At 72.8% G+C, this 19,118-nt stretch carries 19 protein-coding genes; 11 read left to right on the plus strand and 8 right to left on the minus strand.

Annotated elements, in window-relative coordinates:
- Window positions 1–112: 112 nt before the first annotated feature.
- Window positions 113–319, minus strand: a complete 207-nt coding sequence (locus tag ACZ4MH_RS29795; RefSeq protein ID WP_351590940.1) for an acyl-CoA carboxylase epsilon subunit — start codon at window positions 317–319, stop codon at window positions 113–115.
- A 49-nt stretch (window positions 320–368) separates the two neighbouring features.
- Complete coding sequence (locus ACZ4MH_RS29800) at window positions 369–1,976, minus strand: acyl-CoA carboxylase subunit beta (RefSeq protein WP_351590943.1); 1,608 nt, start codon at window positions 1,974–1,976, stop codon at window positions 369–371.
- A 156-nt stretch (window positions 1,977–2,132) separates the two neighbouring features.
- Between ACZ4MH_RS29800 and ACZ4MH_RS29805 the strand changes: the two genes are divergently transcribed.
- The 5 genes from ACZ4MH_RS29805 (at window position 2,133) to hutH (ending at window position 8,209) form a co-directional block, all read left to right on the plus strand.
- Window positions 2,133–3,041 (plus strand): biotin--[acetyl-CoA-carboxylase] ligase, encoded by a 909-nt coding sequence (locus ACZ4MH_RS29805; RefSeq protein ID WP_351590946.1) that lies wholly within the window; start codon window positions 2,133–2,135, stop codon window positions 3,039–3,041.
- Window positions 3,042–3,261: 220 nt separating this feature from the next.
- A complete protein-coding gene (locus tag ACZ4MH_RS29810) occupies window positions 3,262–4,398 on the plus strand; it encodes an adenylate/guanylate cyclase domain-containing protein (protein ID WP_351590949.1) in 1,137 nt (378 codons plus the stop codon).
- A 71-nt stretch (window positions 4,399–4,469) separates the two neighbouring features.
- The gene (locus ACZ4MH_RS29815) at window positions 4,470–5,276 is read left to right on the plus strand and encodes an enoyl-CoA hydratase/isomerase family protein (RefSeq protein WP_351590952.1); all 807 of its coding nucleotides are present in this window, start codon (window positions 4,470–4,472) and stop codon (window positions 5,274–5,276) included.
- 187 nt (window positions 5,277–5,463) lie between these two features.
- A complete protein-coding gene (locus ACZ4MH_RS29820; protein ID WP_467754786.1) occupies window positions 5,464–6,561 on the plus strand; it encodes a GGDEF domain-containing protein in 1,098 nt (365 codons plus the stop codon).
- A 103-nt stretch (window positions 6,562–6,664) separates the two neighbouring features.
- On the plus strand, window positions 6,665–8,209 hold the full coding sequence (hutH, locus tag ACZ4MH_RS29825) for a histidine ammonia-lyase (RefSeq protein WP_351602013.1): 1,545 nt from the start codon (window positions 6,665–6,667) through the stop codon (window positions 8,207–8,209).
- A 160-nt stretch (window positions 8,210–8,369) separates the two neighbouring features.
- Here the strand turns inward: hutH and ACZ4MH_RS29830 are convergent, their stop codons facing one another.
- Complete coding sequence (locus tag ACZ4MH_RS29830) at window positions 8,370–8,774, minus strand: hypothetical protein (protein WP_351602011.1); 405 nt, start codon at window positions 8,772–8,774, stop codon at window positions 8,370–8,372.
- A gap of 106 nt (window positions 8,775–8,880) precedes the next feature.
- Here ACZ4MH_RS29830 and ACZ4MH_RS29835 point away from each other — a divergent pair, with 106 nt between their 5' ends.
- The 5 genes from ACZ4MH_RS29835 (at window position 8,881) to ACZ4MH_RS29855 (ending at window position 14,090) form a co-directional block, all read left to right on the plus strand.
- Window positions 8,881–9,210 carry a hypothetical protein gene (locus tag ACZ4MH_RS29835; protein ID WP_351602009.1) on the plus strand — a complete coding sequence of 110 codons (330 nt, stop codon included), beginning with the start codon at window positions 8,881–8,883 and terminating at the stop codon, window positions 9,208–9,210.
- Window positions 9,211–9,432: 222 nt separating this feature from the next.
- On the plus strand, window positions 9,433–10,704 hold the full coding sequence (locus tag ACZ4MH_RS29840; RefSeq protein WP_351602006.1) for a L,D-transpeptidase: 1,272 nt from the start codon (window positions 9,433–9,435) through the stop codon (window positions 10,702–10,704).
- Window positions 10,705–10,850: 146 nt separating this feature from the next.
- Window positions 10,851–12,224 (plus strand): DUF2786 domain-containing protein, encoded by a 1,374-nt coding sequence (locus ACZ4MH_RS29845; RefSeq protein WP_467754776.1) that lies wholly within the window; start codon window positions 10,851–10,853, stop codon window positions 12,222–12,224.
- 183 nt (window positions 12,225–12,407) lie between these two features.
- Complete coding sequence (locus ACZ4MH_RS29850; RefSeq protein WP_351601622.1) at window positions 12,408–13,199, plus strand: SAM-dependent methyltransferase; 792 nt, start codon at window positions 12,408–12,410, stop codon at window positions 13,197–13,199.
- A gap of 195 nt (window positions 13,200–13,394) precedes the next feature.
- On the plus strand, window positions 13,395–14,090 hold the full coding sequence (locus ACZ4MH_RS29855; RefSeq protein WP_351601625.1) for an SDR family NAD(P)-dependent oxidoreductase: 696 nt from the start codon (window positions 13,395–13,397) through the stop codon (window positions 14,088–14,090).
- On the opposite strand, the gene msrA is transcribed toward ACZ4MH_RS29855, so the two are convergent.
- Window positions 14,075–14,734 (minus strand): peptide-methionine (S)-S-oxide reductase MsrA, encoded by a 660-nt coding sequence (gene msrA / locus ACZ4MH_RS29860; protein WP_351601628.1) that lies wholly within the window; start codon window positions 14,732–14,734, stop codon window positions 14,075–14,077. The two genes, ACZ4MH_RS29855 and msrA, sit on opposite strands and share 16 nt — an antisense overlap.
- A 132-nt stretch (window positions 14,735–14,866) precedes the next feature.
- Entirely contained in the window at window positions 14,867–16,021 is a 1,155-nt protein-coding gene (locus ACZ4MH_RS29865) for a hypothetical protein (protein ID WP_351601631.1), read from the minus strand.
- A 227-nt stretch (window positions 16,022–16,248) separates the two neighbouring features.
- On the opposite strand from ACZ4MH_RS29865, the gene ACZ4MH_RS29870 reads away from it, so the two are divergent.
- A complete protein-coding gene (locus ACZ4MH_RS29870) occupies window positions 16,249–17,409 on the plus strand; it encodes a cystathionine gamma-synthase (RefSeq protein ID WP_351601634.1) in 1,161 nt (386 codons plus the stop codon).
- Window positions 17,410–17,488: 79 nt separating this feature from the next.
- Here the strand turns inward: ACZ4MH_RS29870 and ACZ4MH_RS29875 are convergent, their stop codons facing one another.
- From ACZ4MH_RS29875 to ACZ4MH_RS29885, 3 genes are all read right to left on the minus strand, one after another.
- Window positions 17,489–17,740, minus strand: a complete 252-nt coding sequence (locus ACZ4MH_RS29875) for a hypothetical protein (protein WP_467754777.1) — start codon at window positions 17,738–17,740, stop codon at window positions 17,489–17,491.
- Between the two features lie 66 nt (window positions 17,741–17,806).
- Window positions 17,807–18,310: a sigma factor-like helix-turn-helix DNA-binding protein gene (locus ACZ4MH_RS29880; protein ID WP_351596377.1), complete on the minus strand. Its 504-nt coding sequence runs from the start codon at window positions 18,308–18,310 to the stop codon at window positions 17,807–17,809.
- Window positions 18,311–18,535: 225 nt separating this feature from the next.
- Window positions 18,536–19,036: a MarR family winged helix-turn-helix transcriptional regulator gene (locus ACZ4MH_RS29885; protein WP_351596379.1), complete on the minus strand. Its 501-nt coding sequence runs from the start codon at window positions 19,034–19,036 to the stop codon at window positions 18,536–18,538.
- Window positions 19,037–19,118: the final 82 nt, after the last annotated feature.

Here is a 19,118-nt window from a genome sequence, read left to right on the forward strand (position 1 = left end):
TTTGGGGGGGGTGGGGGGGGGAGGTGGACGAAGGGTGTCTTTTGGGCGGTGTGTTTTTTTCGGGGGGGTTTGGGGGGCCACACGCGAAGGATCACCCCGCGACGTCGACCGGTCAGCGCGGCCAGAAGCTGGTACGCCAGGCGCGCGGGCCCGGGTGCGGAATCCGTCGCGGTACGAGGGACGCCGGGTCGGACCACTCCTCGCCCTGGTCCCGGCCGCCGGGCGCGGCGGCAGCGGCGGCCGCCGCGCGGGCTTGGACCACCGCGACTGCGGCGGCCAGCTCCTCTGGTGTCGGGTTGCCCCGCAGGACCTTGATCACCGTCAGCCTCCTTGCAGCAGTGGATTCACAGCAGTCGATCCCGGCGTCTCTACAGCGGGATGTTGCCGTGCTTCTTCGGGGGCAGCTGCTCGCGCTTGTTGCGCAGCGTGCGCAGGCCGCGGACGATGTGCCGGCGGGTCTCGGACGGCATGATCACCGCGTCGACGTAGCCTCGCTCGGCCGCCGCGTAGGGGTTGAGGAGGGTGTCCTCGTACTCGGCGATCAGCTCCTGGCGCTTGGCCTCCTGCGCGGCGGGGTCCTCGATGGCGGCGAGGGTGCGCCGGTGCAGGATGTTGACCGCGCCCTGCGCGCCCATCACCGCGATCTGGGCGGTGGGCCAGGCGAGGTTGAGGTCGGCGCCCAGGTGCTTGGAGCCCATGACGTCGTACGCGCCGCCGAACGCCTTGCGCGTGATGACCGTGATCAGCGGGACGGTGGCCTCGGCGTAGGCGTAGATCAGCTTGGCGCCGCGGCGGATGATGCCGTCCCACTCCTGGTCGGTGCCGGGCAGGAAGCCGGGCACGTCCACGAAGGTCAGGACGGGGATGTTGTAGGCGTCACAGGTGCGCACGAAGCGGGCGGCCTTCTCGGACGCCTTGATGTCCAGCGTGCCGGCGAACTGCATCGGCTGGTTGGCGACGATGCCCACCGAGTGGCCCTCCACGCGGCCGTAGCCGGTGACCATGTTCGGCGCGTACAGCGCCTGGACCTCCAGGAACTCGCCGTCGTCCAGCACATGTTCGATGACGGAGAGCATGTCGTAGGGCTGGTTGGCGGAGTCCGGGATCAGCGTGTCCAGCTCGCGGTCGTGGTCGCTGGTCTCCAGGTCCGCTTCCTCGGGGAAGGAGGGCGGCTCGGAGAGGTTGTTGGAGGGCAGGTAGGACAGCAGCGCCTTGATGTACTCGACGGCGTCCTTCTCGTCCCCTGCCATGTGGTGGGCCACGCCGGAGGTGGCGTTGTGGGTGCGGGCGCCGCCCAGCTCCTCCATGCCGACGTCCTCGCCGGTGACGGTCTTGATGACGTCGGGCCCGGTGATGAACATGTGCGAGGTCTGGTCGACCATGACCGTGAAGTCGGTGATGGCGGGGGAGTACACCGCGCCGCCCGCGCAGGGCCCGACGACCAGGGAGATCTGCGGGATCACACCCGACGCGTGGGTGTTGCGGCGGAAGATCTCGCCGTACGCGCCGAGCGAGACCACGCCCTCCTGGATGCGCGCGCCGCCCGAGTCGTTGATGCCGATGACCGGACAGCCGTTCTTCAGCGCGAAGTCCATCACCTTCACGATCTTCTCGCCGAACACGCCGCCCAGCGCGCCGCCGAAGACCGTGAAGTCCTGCGAGAACACCGCCACCGGGCGCCCGTCGACGGTGCCGTAGCCGGTGACCACGCCATCGCCGTAGGGGCGGTTCTCCGCCATGCCGAAGTCGGTGGAGCGGTGCCGCGCGAACTCGTCCAGCTCGACGAAGGATCCTTCGTCCAGCAGCAGGTCGATCCGCTCACGGGCGGTCAACTTGCCCTTCGCGTGCTGCTTTTCCACCGCGCGCGCGGAACCGGCGTGCGTGGCTTCTTCGATGCGTCGCTGAAGATCGGCCAGCTTGCCCGCGGTGGTGTGACTGCCTGAATTGTTCAAAGCGGTTGCTTCCGGCTCGGACATCGGGATGCGGCTCCTGCTCGTCCTGGACTGGTGCTCGTACGGGGTGCGCTTCGCTCAGGGGTTGGCTACCGATTCGTAGCGTATCCGCGGCACTGCTCAGCGGCACTGCGTCGTTGGCCACACTCCGGGGCCCCAAAGCCTCCTAGGCTGGGCACCATGACGCCTCAACCTCCCGTAAACCCCGAAGGCCCTGGAAACCCGGGAAATGCTGACAAAGGCCGTGGCGGCCGGTGGACCGACCTCGACCGCCCCCCGCTGAACGCGACGGCGCTGCGCACGGCCCTCGTACGCCCCGGCTCCCTGTGGACCTCCCTGGACGTGGTCCAGGTCACCGGCTCCACCAACACCGACCTGGCGGGCCGCGCGGCCAAGGGTGAGGCGGCGGCGGGCAGCGTGCTCGTCGCGGAGGAGCAGTCGGCGGGCCGCGGCCGGCTGGACCGCCAGTGGTCCGCGCCGCCCCGCTCCGGGCTCTTCTTCTCCGTGCACCTCAAGCCCGAGGTGCCCACGGACCGGTGGGGCTGGCTGCCGCTGCTGGCCGGCGTCGCCACCGCCACCGCGCTCTCCCGCGCGGCCGGCGTGGACACCGCGCTGAAGTGGCCCAACGACCTCCTCGTCACGGTCGACGGGGAGGAGCGCAAGGCGGGCGGCATCCTCGCCGAGGCGGCCGCCGGCGGCGTCGTCGTCGGCATCGGCCTGAACGTCTCGCTGCGCGCCGACGAGCTCCCGGTGCCCGGCGCCGGCTCGCTCGCCCTGGCCGGCGCGCAGGGCACCGACCGGGACCCGCTGCTGCGTGCCGTACTGCGCTCGCTGGAGCAGTGGTACGGCGACTGGCAGGCGGCCGGCGGCGACCCGGCGGCCTGCGGGCTGCAGGAGGCGTACGCGGCGGGCTGCGCGACACTCGGCCGCACGGTCCGCGCGCTGCTCCCGGGCGACCGGGAGATCCGCGGCGAGGCGGTGGCGCTGGACGGCGACGGACGGCTGGTTCTGGCCACCGCCGACGGCGTACAGCTGCCGGTAGCGGCGGGCGACATCGTCCACCTGCGGCCGGCGGGCGAAGCGGAGTAACGGGACACCGCAGATCAGGGAAATGGACCGGAGCGGAGCGACGGGAGACGCCGAGTGGTTCTTGACGACATTCCACACCTGCGAATGGTGCGCTATGTGTGGAATGGGAGAGTGAGCCAGAGCACACCTGCCGTATCGTTGACGCGATCGGCCCGGCAGCGGGCCGCGGGCGAACAGTGATCGGAAGGGCAGTGCGCAGGGATCGGAAGAGGAGGGCGCGGTGACCCTCGACGACTCGGGCGCATCACCGCGCGACGCGGAAGCGGTACCGCGTGACGCCGACACCGCCGACGGCTCCGACGGGGAGTCCGGCGACGACACCATCGCCATCCGCCTGGAACAGCTGATCCTCGGCTCCGAACGGCGCTACACGCCGTTCCAGGCGGCCCGCAGCGCCGGCGTCTCCATGGACCTGGCCTCCCGTTTCTGGCGGGCCATGGGCTTCGCCGACATCGGCCAGGTCAAGGCGCTCACCGAGGCCGACGTGCTGGCCCTGCGCCGGCTCTCCGGCCTGGTGGAGGCCGGACTGCTGAGCGAGGCGATGGCCGTACAGGTCGCCCGCTCGACCGGGCAGACCACCGCCCGGCTCGCCGACTGGCAGATCGACTCCTTCCTGGAGGGCCTGACCGAGCCGCAGGACTCGGGCCTGACCCGTACGGAGATCACCTACCCGCTGGTCGAGCTGCTCCTTCCCGAGCTGGAGGAGTTCCTGGTCTACGTCTGGCGCCGGCAGCTCGCCGCCTCGACCGGCCGCGTCGTGCAGGCCCAGGACGACGCCGAGATGGTCGACCGGCGGCTCGCCGTCGGCTTCGCCGACCTGGTCGGCTTCACCCGCCTCACCCGCCGCCTGGAGGAGGAGGAACTGGGCGAGCTGGTCGAGGCGTTCGAGACCACGGCTGCCGACCTGGTCGCCGCGCACGGCGGCCGGCTCATCAAGACCCTGGGCGACGAGGTGCTGTACTCGGCCGACGACGCGGGCACCGCGGCGGAGATCGGGCTGCGCCTCATCGAGACCATGAGCCACGACGACACCATGCCCGAGCTGCGGGTGGGCATCGCCTTCGGCACGGTCACGACCCGCATGGGCGACGTCTTCGGCAACACGGTGAACCTCGCCAGCCGGCTCACGTCCATAGCGCCGAAGGACACCGTCCTGGTCGACGAGGCGTTCGCCGAGGAGCTGAGCCGGACCGGCGAGGCCCCGGTCTCCGAGGCCGAGGCGGCAGCGGCGGAAAAGGAGGGCGACGGCCCGGTCCCCGCGTACCGCTTCGCACTCCAGCCCATGTGGCAACGCCCGGTCCGCGGCCTGGGCGTGGTCGAGCCGTGGCTGCTGACGCGCCGGTCTTCGAGGCCCTGACGCCCGGTGCGGCCGGCCCGCCCGGTTACGATCGCCGCGTAAGCGACCGTTAACCGGGAGGGGCGGCCCCCATGGGCGACCAGCAGGAACAGCGATACGGCGACTTCGTGGCGGTCCGGCGACACGGCGAGAACGTCGCCGAACTCGCCATGGACCGCCCCAAGGCCATGAACGCCGTCTCCACGGCCATGGCACAGGCGCTGACCGCCGCCTGCGACGCCCTCGCCGCCGACCGCACCGTACGCACCGTCGTCCTCACCTCCACCCACGACCGCGCCTTCTGCGTCGGCGCCGACCTCAAGGAGCGCAACTCCTTCACCGACGCCGACCTGATGCGCCAGCGCCCGTACACCCGCGCCGCCTACACCGGCGTACTGGAGCTGCCGATGCCCACCATCGCGGCCGTGCACGGCTTCGCGCTCGGCGGCGGCTTCGAGCTGGCGCTCTCCTGCGACCTGATCGTGGCCGACCCGACCGCCGTCGTGGGCCTCCCCGAGGTCTCGGTCGGCGTGATCCCCGGGGGCGGCGGTACGCAGCTGCTGCCGCGCCGGGTCGGCGCGGCCCGGGCGGCCGAGCTGGTCTTCACCGCGCGCCGCGTCGAGGCCGCCGAGGCCGCCGAGTTGGGCCTGGTCGACCAGCTCGTCGGCGCGGGCGAGGACCGTACGCAGGCGCTGGAGCTGGCCGCGCGCATCGCCCGCAACTCCCCGGTCGGGCTGCGCGCCGCCAAGCGCGCCATGCGCCTGGGGCACGGCCTGGACCTGCGGACCGGGCTGGACCTGGAGGACGGCGCCTGGCGCAGCGTCGCGTTCTCCGGCGACCGGGCCGAGGGCGTGGCCGCCTTCAACGAGAAGCGGACGCCGGACTGGCCGGGGGAGTGACCCCGGGCCCTCTCCCTAGCAATCCGTAACCCCATAAGGGGCGGACCGTGGCAAACCTTCCTACTCTGTAAGGTCAAGGTGCGCCTACGGTTACGGATTGTGAGGATCAGTGACGGGCGAGGCTGCGGGCGGGAGCGAATACGGGTGCGACGCCCGGCTGCGGGCCGTCGTGGCGCTCGCGCAGGCCATGGCCGCGGCGCACCACCCCAAGGAGTCGGCACGCGCCGCGGCGCACGGCGCGTGCCGGGCGCTGGGCGGCTCCTTCGCCGCGGTCTCCGTCTGGGAGCGTCAGCTCGGCCGGCTCCGGGTCCTGGTGAACGTCGGCGACCTGGCCGACGGCGAGCAGGAGTACCCGGACGACGAGTCCTACCCGGTGCACCAGTTCCCCGAGATCGTCGGCTTCCTGCACGAGCGGTGGGCCGGCGGCGGCGAGCCCGACGCCTGGGTGGAGACCGCCGACGGGCCGCACGAGGACGGCTCGTACTGCCACCAGCGCGTGGCCGCGCTGCGCCGCCGCGGCCGGGGCAGCTGCGTGGTGGCGCCGATCGTGCTGCACGGCCGCGCCTGGGGCGAGCTGTACGTGGCCCGGCCGCGCGGCGCGCCGGTCTTCGGCCGGAACGACGCGGACTTCGCCACCGTCCTGGCCGCGGTGGCGGCGGCCGGCATCGCGCAGACCGAGCGGCTGGCCGAGGCCCGCAGGCTGGCCTTCACCGACGCGCTGACCGGCCTGGCGAACCGGCGCGCGGTCGACATGCGGCTGGACGAGGCGCTGGAGCGGCACCGGGCCGACGGCACGGTCGTCAGCCTGGCGGTCTGTGACCTCAACGGTCTGAAGCGGGTGAACGACACCCAGGGGCACGCGGCGGGCGACCGCCTGCTGGAGCGGTTCGGGTCGGTGCTGTCCCTGTGCGGCGCGATACTGCCGGGCACCCTCGCGGCCCGCCTCGGCGGCGACGAGTTCTGCCTGCTCGCGGTCGGGCCGCCGGCCGGGGACGTGGTGCGGGCCGCGTCGGAATTGTGCCGCCGCGCGGGCGCGTTGGACCTCGGTGAGGGCGTGGCGGTCGGCGTCGCCTCCACCGGCGACCCGGTCGGCGAGGTGCGGTCGGCGCGCCGCCTCTTCCGGCTGGCGGACGCCGCGCAGTACCGCGCCAAGGCGGCCCGTTCGCCGGGCCCGGTGGTGGCGGGCCGGGACGGCGGCGAGGACGACCCGGTGGTCCGCATGGCCGACGCGCCGGACCGCGGCCCGGCGGCGCCGCACGGGGAGCGCCGCCGCTTCCGCCGCTGAACCAAGAGGCGGGGCGGGCCGTGCCCGTGCGTTCTCCGAGGTAAGGGGTGCTGCCGCACCCCGCTGATGACATCTGCGCTTTCACTCTCTAGGGTGCCTGAATATGGATATGCACACCGTGGTGCTGGGGACGACCGGCACGACCGCTCAGGACGTCATCGACGTGGCCCGTGGCGCCGCCCGGATCGAGGTGTCCGCCGACGCGCGCGCGGCCGTCGCCGCCTCCCGCGCCTTCATCGACGACCTCGCCGCCAAGCCGGACCCGGTCTACGGCGTCTCCACGGGCTTCGGCGCGCTCGCCACCCGGCACATCAGCCCCGAGCTCCGCGCCCAGCTGCAGCGCAACATCGTCCGCTCGCACGCGGCCGGCATGGGCCCGCGCGTCGAGCGCGAGGTGGTACGCGCGCTGATGTTCCTGCGCCTGAAGACCCTCGCCTCGGGCCGTACGGGCGTACGCCCCCTGGTCGTCGACACGATGGCGGAGCTGCTGAACGCGGGCATCACCCCGGTCGTCCACGAGTACGGCTCGCTCGGCTGCTCCGGCGACCTCGCGCCGCTCTCGCACTGCGCGCTGACCCTGATGGGCGAGGGTGAGGCCGAGGGCCCCGACGGCGTCGTGCGGCCCTCCGCCGAGCTGCTCGCGGCGCACGGCATCGAGCCTGTCGAGCTGCGCGAGAAGGAGGGCCTGGCCCTCCTCAACGGCACCGACGGGATGCTCGGCATGCTCGTGATGGCCTGTGCCGACCTCGCTCGCCTGTTCACCTCGGCCGACATCACCGCCGCGCTCTCCCTGGAGGCGCTGCTCGGTACGGACAAGGTCCTCGCGCCCGAGCTGCACGCCATCCGCCCGCATCCGGGCCAGGCCGCCTCGGCCGCCAACATGCTCAAGGTGCTGGCCGGCTCCGGCCTCACCGGTCACCACCAGGACGACGCGCCGCGCGTCCAGGACGCCTACTCCGTGCGCTGCGCCCCGCAGGTCGCGGGCGCGGGCCGGGACACCCTCGCGCACGCCCTCCTTGTCGCCGAGCGCGAGCTGGCGGCCGCCGTGGACAACCCCGTCGTCCTGGAGGACGGCCGGGTGGAGTCCAACGGCAACTTCCACGGCGCCCCGGTCGCCTATGTCCTGGACTTCCTCGCCATCGCCGCCGCGGACCTCGGCTCGGTCGCCGAGCGCCGCACCGACCGGCTGCTGGACAAGAACCGCTCGCACGGCCTGCCCGCCTTCCTGGCCGGCGACCCGGGCGTGGACTCCGGGCTGATGATCGCCCAGTACACGCAGGCCGCGCTGGTCAGCGAGATGAAGCGGCTCGCGGCCCCGGCCTCGGTGGACTCCATCCCGTCCTCCGCCATGCAGGAGGACCACGTCTCGATGGGCTGGTCGGCGGCGCGCAAGCTGCGGACCGCGATCGACAACCTGACCCGGGTGGTCGCCGTCGAGATGTACGCGGCGACCCGCGCGGTGGAGCTGCGCGCCGGGCTGACCCCGTCGCCCGCCACCCGCGCGGTGCTGGACGCCGTACGGGCCGAGGGCGTGCAGGGACCGGGGGAGGACCGTTTCCTCGCTCCTGACCTGGCGGCGGCGTACGACGTCGTACGCAGCGGCAGGCTGGTCGCGGCCGCGGAGTCGGTCACGGGGAAGCTGGCCTGAGCGCCGGCGAACCGGCCTCAGGACCGGCGAACCGGCCTGAGCGCCGGCGGACTGGCCTGAGCGCGGAGCCGGAGGTTCCCCGCCGTCCCCTCTGGGTAACCCCCTGCTGGGGGGATGTGATCGTTCGAATCGCCCCGAAGGGCGCGGCGGGTTCCGGCCGTCAGGCCGTTTCGCGCGAGCGGCGCACGGCGAGGGTGACCAGGGCGGCCCCGACGCCGAGGAAGGCCGTACCGCCGACGGCGTACGGGGTCGTGTCGATGGAGCCGGAGTCGGCGAGCCGGACCTCGCCGGTGCCCTGCGCGCCGTCCGTGCCGTCGGCGACCTGCGTACCGGGGGCGACGCGCGCCTGCTGACCGGTCCCCGCGGTCGGGTCCGTACTCGTGTCGGTACTCGTGCCCGTACTCGTGTCCGTACCGGCCCGTACGTCCTGGCCCACGGCCGGGACGGCGGAGTGCCGCATTCCGTCGTCGTGCTCGGCCGTGGCGTTCGCCGACGGTACGAAACACAGCGCGATCAGCACCGAACCGGCCGCTGCGGCAGTCACCAGTGGTCGGCGTGCGGTCACGGAACGATCCCCCTTCACGGCTCGGCGCGTTGGCCGTTACGCAGATGTTAGTAACAGCCGCGGGTCGCGGGGAAGGCAGGGGCCCGACGTGCCTACGCTCCGTGGCATGAACAACGGTGACACATCACGGTTTGTCCGCTTGCGCGTCGACCTGATCATGGAGATCACGGACCCCGATCTGCTGACCGGCGCGGCACTCGACGGGATCAGCGACGAGGACCACCTGTCCGATCGGGAGCGCAGCTACGCGCGACAAGCGGTCCAGGCGGAGCCGGCCGAGGCCGTCGCCCACCTCGTCGACCCCTTCGACCTCGTCAACGACGTGCCCGGCGTCGAGCTCACCCAGGCGTCCTGGACCAGCGAGGAGACCGACTACGACCCCGAGGCCGAGGAGTGGGAGCTCGGGGATGCGGGGGACGACGAAGACCTCGCCTGAGGCCCTGCTCCGGGGGCCTGAAGGGCCGGTACGGGCGGCCGTCCGCCCGCCCGTACCGGCGGTGTCCGCCCGCCCGTACCGGCGGGTGTCCTTTCCCACACTTTCCGGGCGAATGGAACGGGAAATGGGGAACAGGTGTTCATCATGGGAGCGACTGGGACCAAGTGTGCCCAGTCAGGCTCGGGGAACCTTCAGGTTCAGTAAGCAATGGAGTAGTGACTGATGACGGACAGCAAGCGCCGCAGGGGCTTCATAGCCACCGCCGCGCTGCTCGGCGGGGCGCTGACGCTCGCGGCCTGCGGCGGCGGTGGTGACAAGGCGAGCGGCGACAGCGGCGGCTCGGGACCTCCCCAGCAGCACCAGAAGCAGGAACAGGTCGACAGGGCGGCCGCCCAGGACGCCTCGGACGCCTCGATCAAGATCGCGCCGAAGAGCGGTACGGACAACGCGGGCATCAACAGCGACACCAAGGTCACCGTCGCGCACGGCAAGCTGACCGACGTCACCATGACCTCCCTGGAGTCCAAGGAGAAGGTGGCCGGCACGCTCGCGCCCGACGGCAAGTCCTGGAAGCCGCAGTCCCCGCTGAAGCGCTCCACGCAGTACCGGATCACCGCGCACGCCGAGGACTCCAAGGGCCGCACGGCGGTCGAGCACTCCACGTTCACCACCGTCTCGCCCACCAACAGCTTCATCGGGAACTTCACCCCCGAGGACGGCTCGACCGTCGGCGTCGGCATGCCGGTGTCGCTGAACTTCGACAAGCCGGTCAAGAACAAGGCCGCCGTCGAGTCGAAGATCAAGGTCGCGGCGAGCAGCAACCAGAAGGTCGTCGGCCACTGGTTCAGCGACACCCGCCTGGACTTCCGCCCGCAGGAGTACTGGAAGGCCGGCTCCAAGGTCACCATGAACCTCGACCTGGACGGCGTCGAGGCGTCGCCCGGCGTGCAGGGCATCCAGGACAAGACCGTCAGCTTCGACGTGGGCCGCTCCCAGGTGAGCACCGTCGACGCCAAGACGCACCAGATGACCGTGGTGCGCGACGGCAGGACCGTCAAGCAGATCCCGATCTCGGCCGGCGGCCCGGAGAACCCGACCTACAACGGTCAGCTGGTGATCTCCGAGAAGTACCTCCAGACCCGCATGGACGGCTCGACGGTCGGCTTCAAGAAGAAGGACGGCAAGGGCGAGTACGACATCCCCGACGTCCCGCACGCCATGCGGCTGTCCAACTCCGGCACCTTCATCCACGGCAACTACTGGGGCAAGGGCATCTTCGGCAAGGCCAACACCAGCCACGGCTGCATCGGCCTCGAGGACGCGAAGGGCGCCAAGAGCGACAAGACCGACGGCGCGTGGTTCTACGACCACTCCCTCCTCGGTGACGTCGTCGTCATGAAGAACTCCCCGGACAAGACCATCCAGCCCGACAACGGCCTGAACGGCTGGAACATGGACTGGTCCCAGTGGGCGGCGGGCAGCGCCCTGCAGTGACCCGGGCGACCCGACCTGGCCCGACCTGACAGCTCACCGACCCGACGGCTTCCCCGAGCCGTGCGCGGGCGGCACCCCGGACACCGGTCCGGAGTGCCGCCCGCTGTCGTTTCCGGCCGCACCGTACGCGTCCGTACAGTGACCCGGTGGGCAACAAGGGCAACAAGGGCAGCAAGGGCGACGGGCGCGGCGGGCGCCGGGAGAGCGGGGCCGGGAACGGCGCCGAGGAGACCGTGGCACGCGTACTGGGCGCGGTCCGGTACGCCGCTGACGGCAGGGCCGCCGAGGACGCCGTCGAGGCCGGAGCCTCGGCGCTGAGCGCGGACCCGGCAGGCCCCGAGGCCGTGAGCCGGGCCCTGCTGACCGCCGCGGCGGCGACCGTGCGCGGCTGCTGGGAGGGCGGCTGGCACCCCGCCGACCTGGTACGCCTCGTACGGCGCGCGGGCGCGGCGCCCGCGCTGGCCGCCGACCTCGTCGCCGCCGAGCTCCGCCGCTACCCCGCCGAGGAGCTGCCGCCGCGCTGGCCCGCGCAGCTGCGCGAGGCGGGCGCGGAGGTCTGGTGGCCGGACGACGGCGGTTACCCGGACGCGCTGGCCCGGCGCCGCCGCACCACCCGCTTCGAGGCGCTCTGCGCCGTCCTGGAGGTACTGCGGGTCCTCGGCCGACTGCCCCGCGTCACGCCTACGGGGCCGGTGCCGGGGGCGCGGGGCACGCGCACGGCCGGTGCGGCCGGTGCGGCCGGGTCCGGCACTTGCGGGGCGGGGTCCGGCACTCGCGGGGCGGGGTCCGGCACCCCGGCGGCCGGAGAGCCGCGCGTCCTCGGCCGCATCCGGGGCCTGCTCGCCAAGGCCGAGTCCACCGCCTTCCCCGAAGAGGCCGAAGCCCTCTCCGCGAAGGCCCAGGAGCTGATGGCCCGGCACAGCGTCTCCGAGGCGCTGCTCGCGGGCGCCGAGCCCACCGGCGGCCCGGAGACCCTGCGCATCGGCGTCGAGGGCCCGTACGAGAGCGCCAAGGCGCTGCTCCTGGACGCGGTGGCCGTCGCCAACCGCTGCCAGGCGGTCTGGTCCCCGGAAGTCGCCTTCACCACCCTCGTCGGCTTCCCGTCCGACCTGGACGCCGCCGAACTGCTCTACACCTCCCTTCTCGTCCAGGCCACCACGGCCATGAACCGCGCGGCCGACACCCTCCCCCAAGCTCTTAAGGGGCAGGGAGGTGCCCCCATCGCCCGCGGCAGATCCCGCCGCACCAAGGATTTCCGCCAGTCCTTCCTCGCCGGATACGCCTCGCGCATCCGCGACCGCCTCACCGACGCCGCCGACCACGTCACCTCCGAGGCCGCCGAGGGCACGCCGGACCTGCTGCCGGTACTGGCCGCCCGCGACCTCGCGGTCCAGGAACGCACCGGCGCGCTCTTCCCCGAGACCACGGCCGTACGGATGCGCGGCGTACGGGACGCGGAGGGCCTCCACCAGGGCGCGGCCGCGGCGGACCGGGCCCGACTGGACCACCGCCGCCGGTAGGGCCTGCCGCCTCGCCGGCCTCAACTCCCCCACTGGTAACGTCACTTACGTCACTTACTGGTGGCCCGGTACGTGCCGGTACCGGCCGGGAGGGGAGCGGGTGGCATGACGGACGCCGACGCACACACGGAGTCGAGGTCGCCGTCGACATCGACATCGACATCGACATCGACACCGACATCGATGTCCCGGATCAACACCGGGGTCGCGCACAACGCCCGGGTCTGGAACCACTGGCTCGGCGGCAAGGACAATTACGCCGTCGACCGCGCGGTCGGTGACCACGTCACCGGCCTGTACCCGAGCATCGGCGAGGTGGCACGCGCCGACCGCGCGTTCCTCGGCCGGGCCGTGCGCCACCTCGCGGGGGCCGGCATCCGCCAGTTCCTGGACATCGGTACCGGCCTGCCCACCGCCGACAACACCCACGAAGTCGCCCAGCGCGTGGCCCCCGACGCCCGCGTCGTCTACGTCGACAACGACCCCATCGTCCTCACCCACGCCCGCGCGCTGCTCACCAGCGCCCCGGACGGCGCCACCGACTACATCGACGCGGACGCGCAGGACCCGGACGCGATCCTCCACGCGGCCGCCCGGACTCTCGACCTCGGCCGGCCCGTCGCGATCATGCTCCTCGGCATCCTCAACTTCGTGCTCGACACCGAGCGGGCGCAGCGGACCGTGGACCGGCTGCTCGCCGCCGTACCGTCCGGCAGCCACCTCGTCCTCACCCACCCCACCCTCGAACTGGGCGGCGAGGGCAACGCCGAGGCCATGCGCTTCTGGAACGAGAACGCCACCCCGCCCATCACCGCCCGCACCGGCGAACAGATCGCCCGCTTCGCCGCGACCCTGGACCTCCTCCCACCCGGCCTGGTCTCCTGCACCCGCTGGCGCCCGACCCCCACCCCGGACGGCAGCCCCACCGACCCCCCGCAGCTGGCCCAATACGCCCTAGTGGCCCGCAAGCCCTAATTCCCCGGCACCCTCCCCCTCCCCCCTTCTCCTCTCTTCTCCCCCCTTCCGTCCCTTGACCCCGGGGGTTGACGGTCTGGTGTCACCGGGCGTGGAGCGGGCACACCAAGAAAACGCACCTGACAAGTGATCAAGTGATCAGCCGGCGCGGCCGCGGCAGTTCCGGGCCCGCCGCCGGCGCGGAGAGGAGCAGCGGTGGCCAAGACGCTCGTGGTGGTCGGTGCCGGGCCGGGTCGGGGCATGGGGGTGGCCCGCGCGTTCGGGCGCCACGGCTTCCGGGTCGGGCTCGTCGCCCGTACGAAGGACCGGCTGGACGCCCAGGTCGCCGAGCTGGCCGGGCTGGACATCCCCGCCGCCGCGTTCCCCGCGGACATCCGCGACCGCGACGCGCTGGCCGCCGCGCTCGCGCAGGCGACCGAGACGCTGGGCCCCGCCGACGTACTGGACTACGCCCCCGGCCCCTCAGGCCCGGTCACGCACGCCGCGCAGACCACCGCCGCCTCGGCGTCCGCCCAGTTCGACCTGTACGTCCTGGGCGCGATCACCGCCGTGGGCCAGGTACTCCCGGACATGCTCGCCCGCGGCTCCGGCACGCTACTCGTCACCACCGGCGCCGCGGCGACGGTCCCCACCCCCTCCCTGGCCAACGCCGGCCTGGCCATGGCCGCCCTCCGCAACTACGCCCAAACCCTCCACGCCGAACTGGCCCCCCACAACATCCACACAGCCACAATCACGATGACGTCCCCACCGACGTCCCCGACCGCAGCAGACACGATCGGCGCGGCCTACTACACCCTCTACGAACACCGCACTCCGGCCGAAGCCCACATCAGCCCCACGGGAGCCCTCACCCCGCAATCTCCACAGCCCTCTCAGCCCTCCGCCTGAGCCACTCCCACCGGGCAGGAGACGCCCGTGCCGCCGATGCCGCAGTAGCCTGCGGGGTTTTTGTCGAGGTACTGCTGGTGGTAGGGCTCGGCCGGGTAGAAGGGGCCGGCCGGGAGGAGTTCGGTGGTGATGTCGGCGTAGCCGGATGCGGTGAGGACCTTTTGGTAGGCCTCGCGGGAGGCTTCGGCGGTCTGCTGTTGGGCGGGGGAGTGGGTGTAGATCGCGGAGCGGTACTGCGTGCCGACGTCGTTGCCCTGGCGGAAGCCTTGGGTGGGGTCGTGGGACTCCCAGAAGACCTTGAGGAGGGTGGCGTAGGAGACCTTCGACGGGTCGAAGACGACGCGGACGGCTTCCGTGTGGCCGGTGTGGCCGCTGCAGACCTCTTCGTACGCGGGGTTCGGAGTGTGGCCGCCCTGGTAGCCGACGAGGGTGGTCCATACGCCGTCGGTCTGCCAGAACTTGCGCTCGGCGCCCCAGAAGCAGCCCAGCCCGAAGTCGGCGATCTCCAGGCCCTCCGGGTAAGGGCCGAGCAGGGCGTTGCCGAGGACGGTGTGGCGGTCGGGGACCGTGAACTCCGGCTCGGGGCGGCCCTTCAGTGCCTCGTCGGCGGAGGGGAGGTGGTTCTTGAAGCGGGAGAACAGCATCGTGATCAGGCTCCGGAGGGACGAAGGACGAAGGATGGAGGACGGGGACGGAGTACGGGGACGACGGAGGGGGTGTTGGGCGGCGGGTGGAGTGTCGACCGGTAAACGTTCCGGGCGCGTGGGGAATTCCGGTCAGAACGGGGGGTGGTCCGGGGGCAGTGTCGCGGGGGTGCCGCCCTGGGACTCCCAGCCGGCTACGGCGAGGGCGCGGTAGGTGGCGTACGCGGCGGCCGGCTGGGGGTGGTACGACCAGGGCATCGCGCCGACGTGGCCGTCCACCAGGCGCAGCTGCTCCATGGCCTCGGCGTACCGCTCCGCCTGGACGAGGAACCAGATGAGGAGGTGGCGGACGTGCGGCGCCACCGGGTGGTCGGCGGGGGCCTGGCGCAGTGCGTAGTGCGCCCCCTCGACGGCCCGTTCGACGACCGCGCTCTGGAAGAGGCTGCGGACCATGTTGGCCTCGGGGAGGTGGTCGAAGACGGAGAAGAGCGGAAGGGCGGGCAGGAGCGACTTCGCGGGGGCGCCCGCGGCCGCGCGTTCGGTGAACGCGTCGGCGTCCTCCTTGGAGCCGTGCCACTTCTCCGACCAGTACGGCAGCGCGGCCAGATGCGCGCCCATGTGGTGCGGGGCGCGCTGGATCACCTTGGACCAGAGCTCTTCGTAATCGGGGCGGCGGTCGCCGAGGCCGCGGGCCACGGCCAGTTCGATGATGTACGGGACCGGGCTGCCGGGGGCGAGGAGGGTGGCCTCGCCGCAGACCGTGCGGGCCTCTTCCAGGATCATGCGGAAGTCCTGCGAGCCGGGGTCGCGCATGGCCTGGACGACCAGGAACTGGGCGTGCGACTGGGCGCCGCCGGAGTCCTTGGGGGCCTCGGAGCGCCACGTGCGCAGCCAGATGCCGCCCCGGGACCCGCCCGGCGCATCGCTGTGCGCACTCGGCGCACCGTCCCCCTCGTGCGCCGACGCGAACGCCGCGGCGCCCGCCAGCGACTGCACGCGCTGCCACCGCCGCTCGTCGCCCTCGGGCGTCCCGGCCAGCAGCCGGGACGCCGGCCGCCAGTCCTGCGTGCGGGCGATCTCCGCCAGCGCCTCCGTCAGTTCCGGGTCGGGCCCGGGCAGCCGTGCGTCCAGCTGCTCGGCCGGGACGAAGCCGTAGCCCGCCATCGGGTCGGCGACCGATGCCAGGCCCTGCCCGGCCTGCTGGAGCGCGCGCCGGCGCCGCGCCAGGGGATAGCCGATCAGCCCCGCGATCGCGAGGAGGGCGATGAGGGCGAGCAGTACGTCCATGAGCAGTCAGTCGTTCCCAGGTCGGTCGGTCGGTCGGGCGGTCGGTCGGGGCGACCGATAGGTCGACCGATGGGTCGGCCGAGCGGGAGTCGGCCGGGTCGGTCGTGTCGGTCGTGTCGGGCGGAGGTGAGGTCCGGCGGCACGGTGTCTTGTTCTCTTTCCACTCTCCAGCGAAGCAGAAAGTTCCTGACCGCGTGCGCGCCTGTGGAGGACTACCCTCGTCAGCCATGAGTGATCAGCGCGGACAGCGCCACCAGCACTTCGAAACTCTCGCTATTCACGCAGGTCAGGAGCCCGACCAGGCGACCGGCGCGGTAGCGGTGCCCATCTACCAGGTTTCCACTTACAAGCAGGACGGCGTGGGCGGGCTGCGCGGCGGTTACGAGTACAGCCGCAGCGCGAACCCGACCCGTACGGCCCTGGAGGAGAACCTCGCGGCCCTGGACGGCGGCCGCCGCGGCCTCGCCTTCGCCTCCGGCCTCGCCGCCGAGGACTGCCTGCTGCGGACCCTGCTCGTCCCCGGTGACCACGTCGTCATCCCCGATGACGCGTACGGCGGCACGTTCCGCCTCTTCGCCAAGGTCGCCGAGCGCTGGGGCGTGGAATGGTCGGTCGCCTCCTCCTCCGACCCGCGGGCCGTACGGGAGGCCATCCGGCCGCGTACGAAGGCCATCTGGGTCGAGACGCCCAGCAACCCGCTGCTCGGCATCACCGACATCGCCGCCCTCGCCGACGTCGCGCGCACCGCGGGCGCGAAGCTCGTCGTGGACAACACCTTCGCCAGCCCCTACCTCCAGCAGCCGCTCGCACTCGGCGCCGACGTGGTCGTGTACTCGACGACCAAGTACATGGGCGGCCACTCCGACGTGGTGGGCGGCGCGCTGGTCGTCGACGACGACGCGCTGGGCGAGGAGCTGGCCTTCCACCAGAACGCGATGGGCGCGATCGCCGGGCCGTTCGACGCGTGGCTGGTCATGCGCGGCATCAAGACGCTCGCCGTACGGATGGACCGGCACAGCGCCAACGCGGCGCGGGTCGCCGAGCTGCTGGCCGCGCACCCGAAGGTGACCAAGGTGTACTACCCGGGCCTCCCGGACCACCCCGGCCACGAGACCGCCGCCAAGCAGATGCGGTCCTTCGGGGGCATGGTGTCCTTCCAGGTCGCGGGCGGGGAGCAGGCCGCGGTGGACGTCTGCGACCGGGCGCAGCTGTTCACGCTGGGCGAGTCGCTGGGCGGCGTGGAGTCGCTGATCGAGCACCCGGGCCGGATGACGCACGCCTCGGCGGCGGGCTCCGCGCTGGAGGTGCCGGCGGACCTCGTACGCCTGTCGGTCGGCATCGAGTCCGTCGACGACCTGCTCGCGGACCTGACACAGGCGCTGGGCTAGGCACCGCGCTGTACGCACCGGCCGGGCGCCGCACATGGGCCCGGCCGGGGCCCGGCGGATTCGGGTCACCCCGTCCTCGTCACCACCCCTCCAGCGGCGGTGTCGTACGCGTCGGCGGGGGCATCCACGGCTGCTGGGTGACGGCCCAGAGCGTGAATGCCGCGGCCGCCAGGAACAGCAGCAGCCAGCCGGCCCGCTCCAGTCGGCGCCGCCGCGACAGCAGTCGGCGCCCGCGCGCGGCGGCCCGCAGCGCGAGGTCGGGCGGGACGAGGGGGTGCGGCCCGTCGAGCATCCGCCGCACCTCCGCCTCCTTGCGGTCGGGCGGGCTCACGTCGCCACCGCCCCGGCCGCGGCGCGCGGGCTCACGTTGCCACCGCCCCGGCCGCGGCGCGCGGGCTCACGGAGCCACCGCCCCGGCCCCCGCGGCGGCGGACGGCGGTCCGGTGCCGCGCCGGGTACCCGGCCTCGTGCTGCGCATCTCGGCGACCGCCCGTAGGCACAGCGCGTGTACGCGTTCGGCGGGCAGTCCCAGTAAGGCCGCGGTCTGCTCCTCGGCGATGCCCTCGTACAGCCGCAGGACGAGAACCAGCCGTTCCTGCGGGGTGAGCCGGTCCAGCAGGCCGCCGCGCGCCCGCCGGTGGCGCCACGCCGTACGGGCGAAGTGCCCGGCCAGCTCCTGGCGGGTGCGGTCGTAGGGGTCCTCGCCGCGCAGCCGGTCCCAGGACGCGTACGTGCGGGCCAGCGCGACGGTCAGCAGTTCTTCGGCGGCGGGTGCGGGGACGCCGGGCGGTTCGGCCGTCAGCAGCGTGGCCGTGCGCAGTAACCGACCCGCCGCGCCCGCCACGAAGGCTTCGAATTCCTGGGCGCGGCGGTGCTCCAGTGCAGCCCGCCGCTCTCGCACAGCGCCTCCCGGCTCGCGGACCCGATGGCCCGGCCATGGCTCCATGGCACGGCAGCGCGGGGCACGGGGTCAAGAGGCGTGCGGCGGGCGGGCGCGGCCCGAGGGCCGGCGCGGCTCGGCTCAGGAAGCCGGCACCGCACGCTTCAGGGCGTCGCTCAGGAAGCCGGCACCGTACGTGTCCGGGCGTCGCTCAGGACGCCGGTACTGCACGTGTCCGGGCGTCGCTCAGGACGCCGGCGCCCCCGGGGACAGTGACGCCGTCACCGTCGAGAGGGAGACATTGAAGCGGGTCAGGAGCGTGGTGAAGGCGTTGCGCTCCTCCTCGCTCCACTCCTCCGTGACCAGCGCCATCAGCTCGCGGCGTGACGCGCGTACCTCCTCCAGGCGGGCCCGGCCGCGCTCGGAGAGCTGCAGGACGACCGCGCGCCCGTCCTCGGGGTGCGAGGCGCGGGTGACCAGCCCCGCGTCGACCAGCGGCGCGACCTGGCGGGTGACGGTCGAGGAGTCGATGCCCATGCCCGCGGCGAGGGCCTTGACGCCCATCGCGCCTTCCTGGTCGAGCCGGTTGAGCAGCAGGTAGGCGGCGCGGTCCATGGAGTTGCGCGCCTGCCCGACCCCGCCGAGCCGGCTCTGTTCGGCGCGACGGGCGAAGACGGCCACTTGATGTTGCAGCGCGTCAAGGAGAGCGGGATCGGTGTGGGTCGTCATGTCCGAAGAGGTGGGCATGGCCGGATGCTCGCTTCATGGGGGTGCGTACGGATTGGGGGACAGAGTACGCGGCCCGCGCGGGGACCGTACCGGCGCTGAC

The organism is Streptomyces sp. NPDC026301, assembly GCF_055567935.1.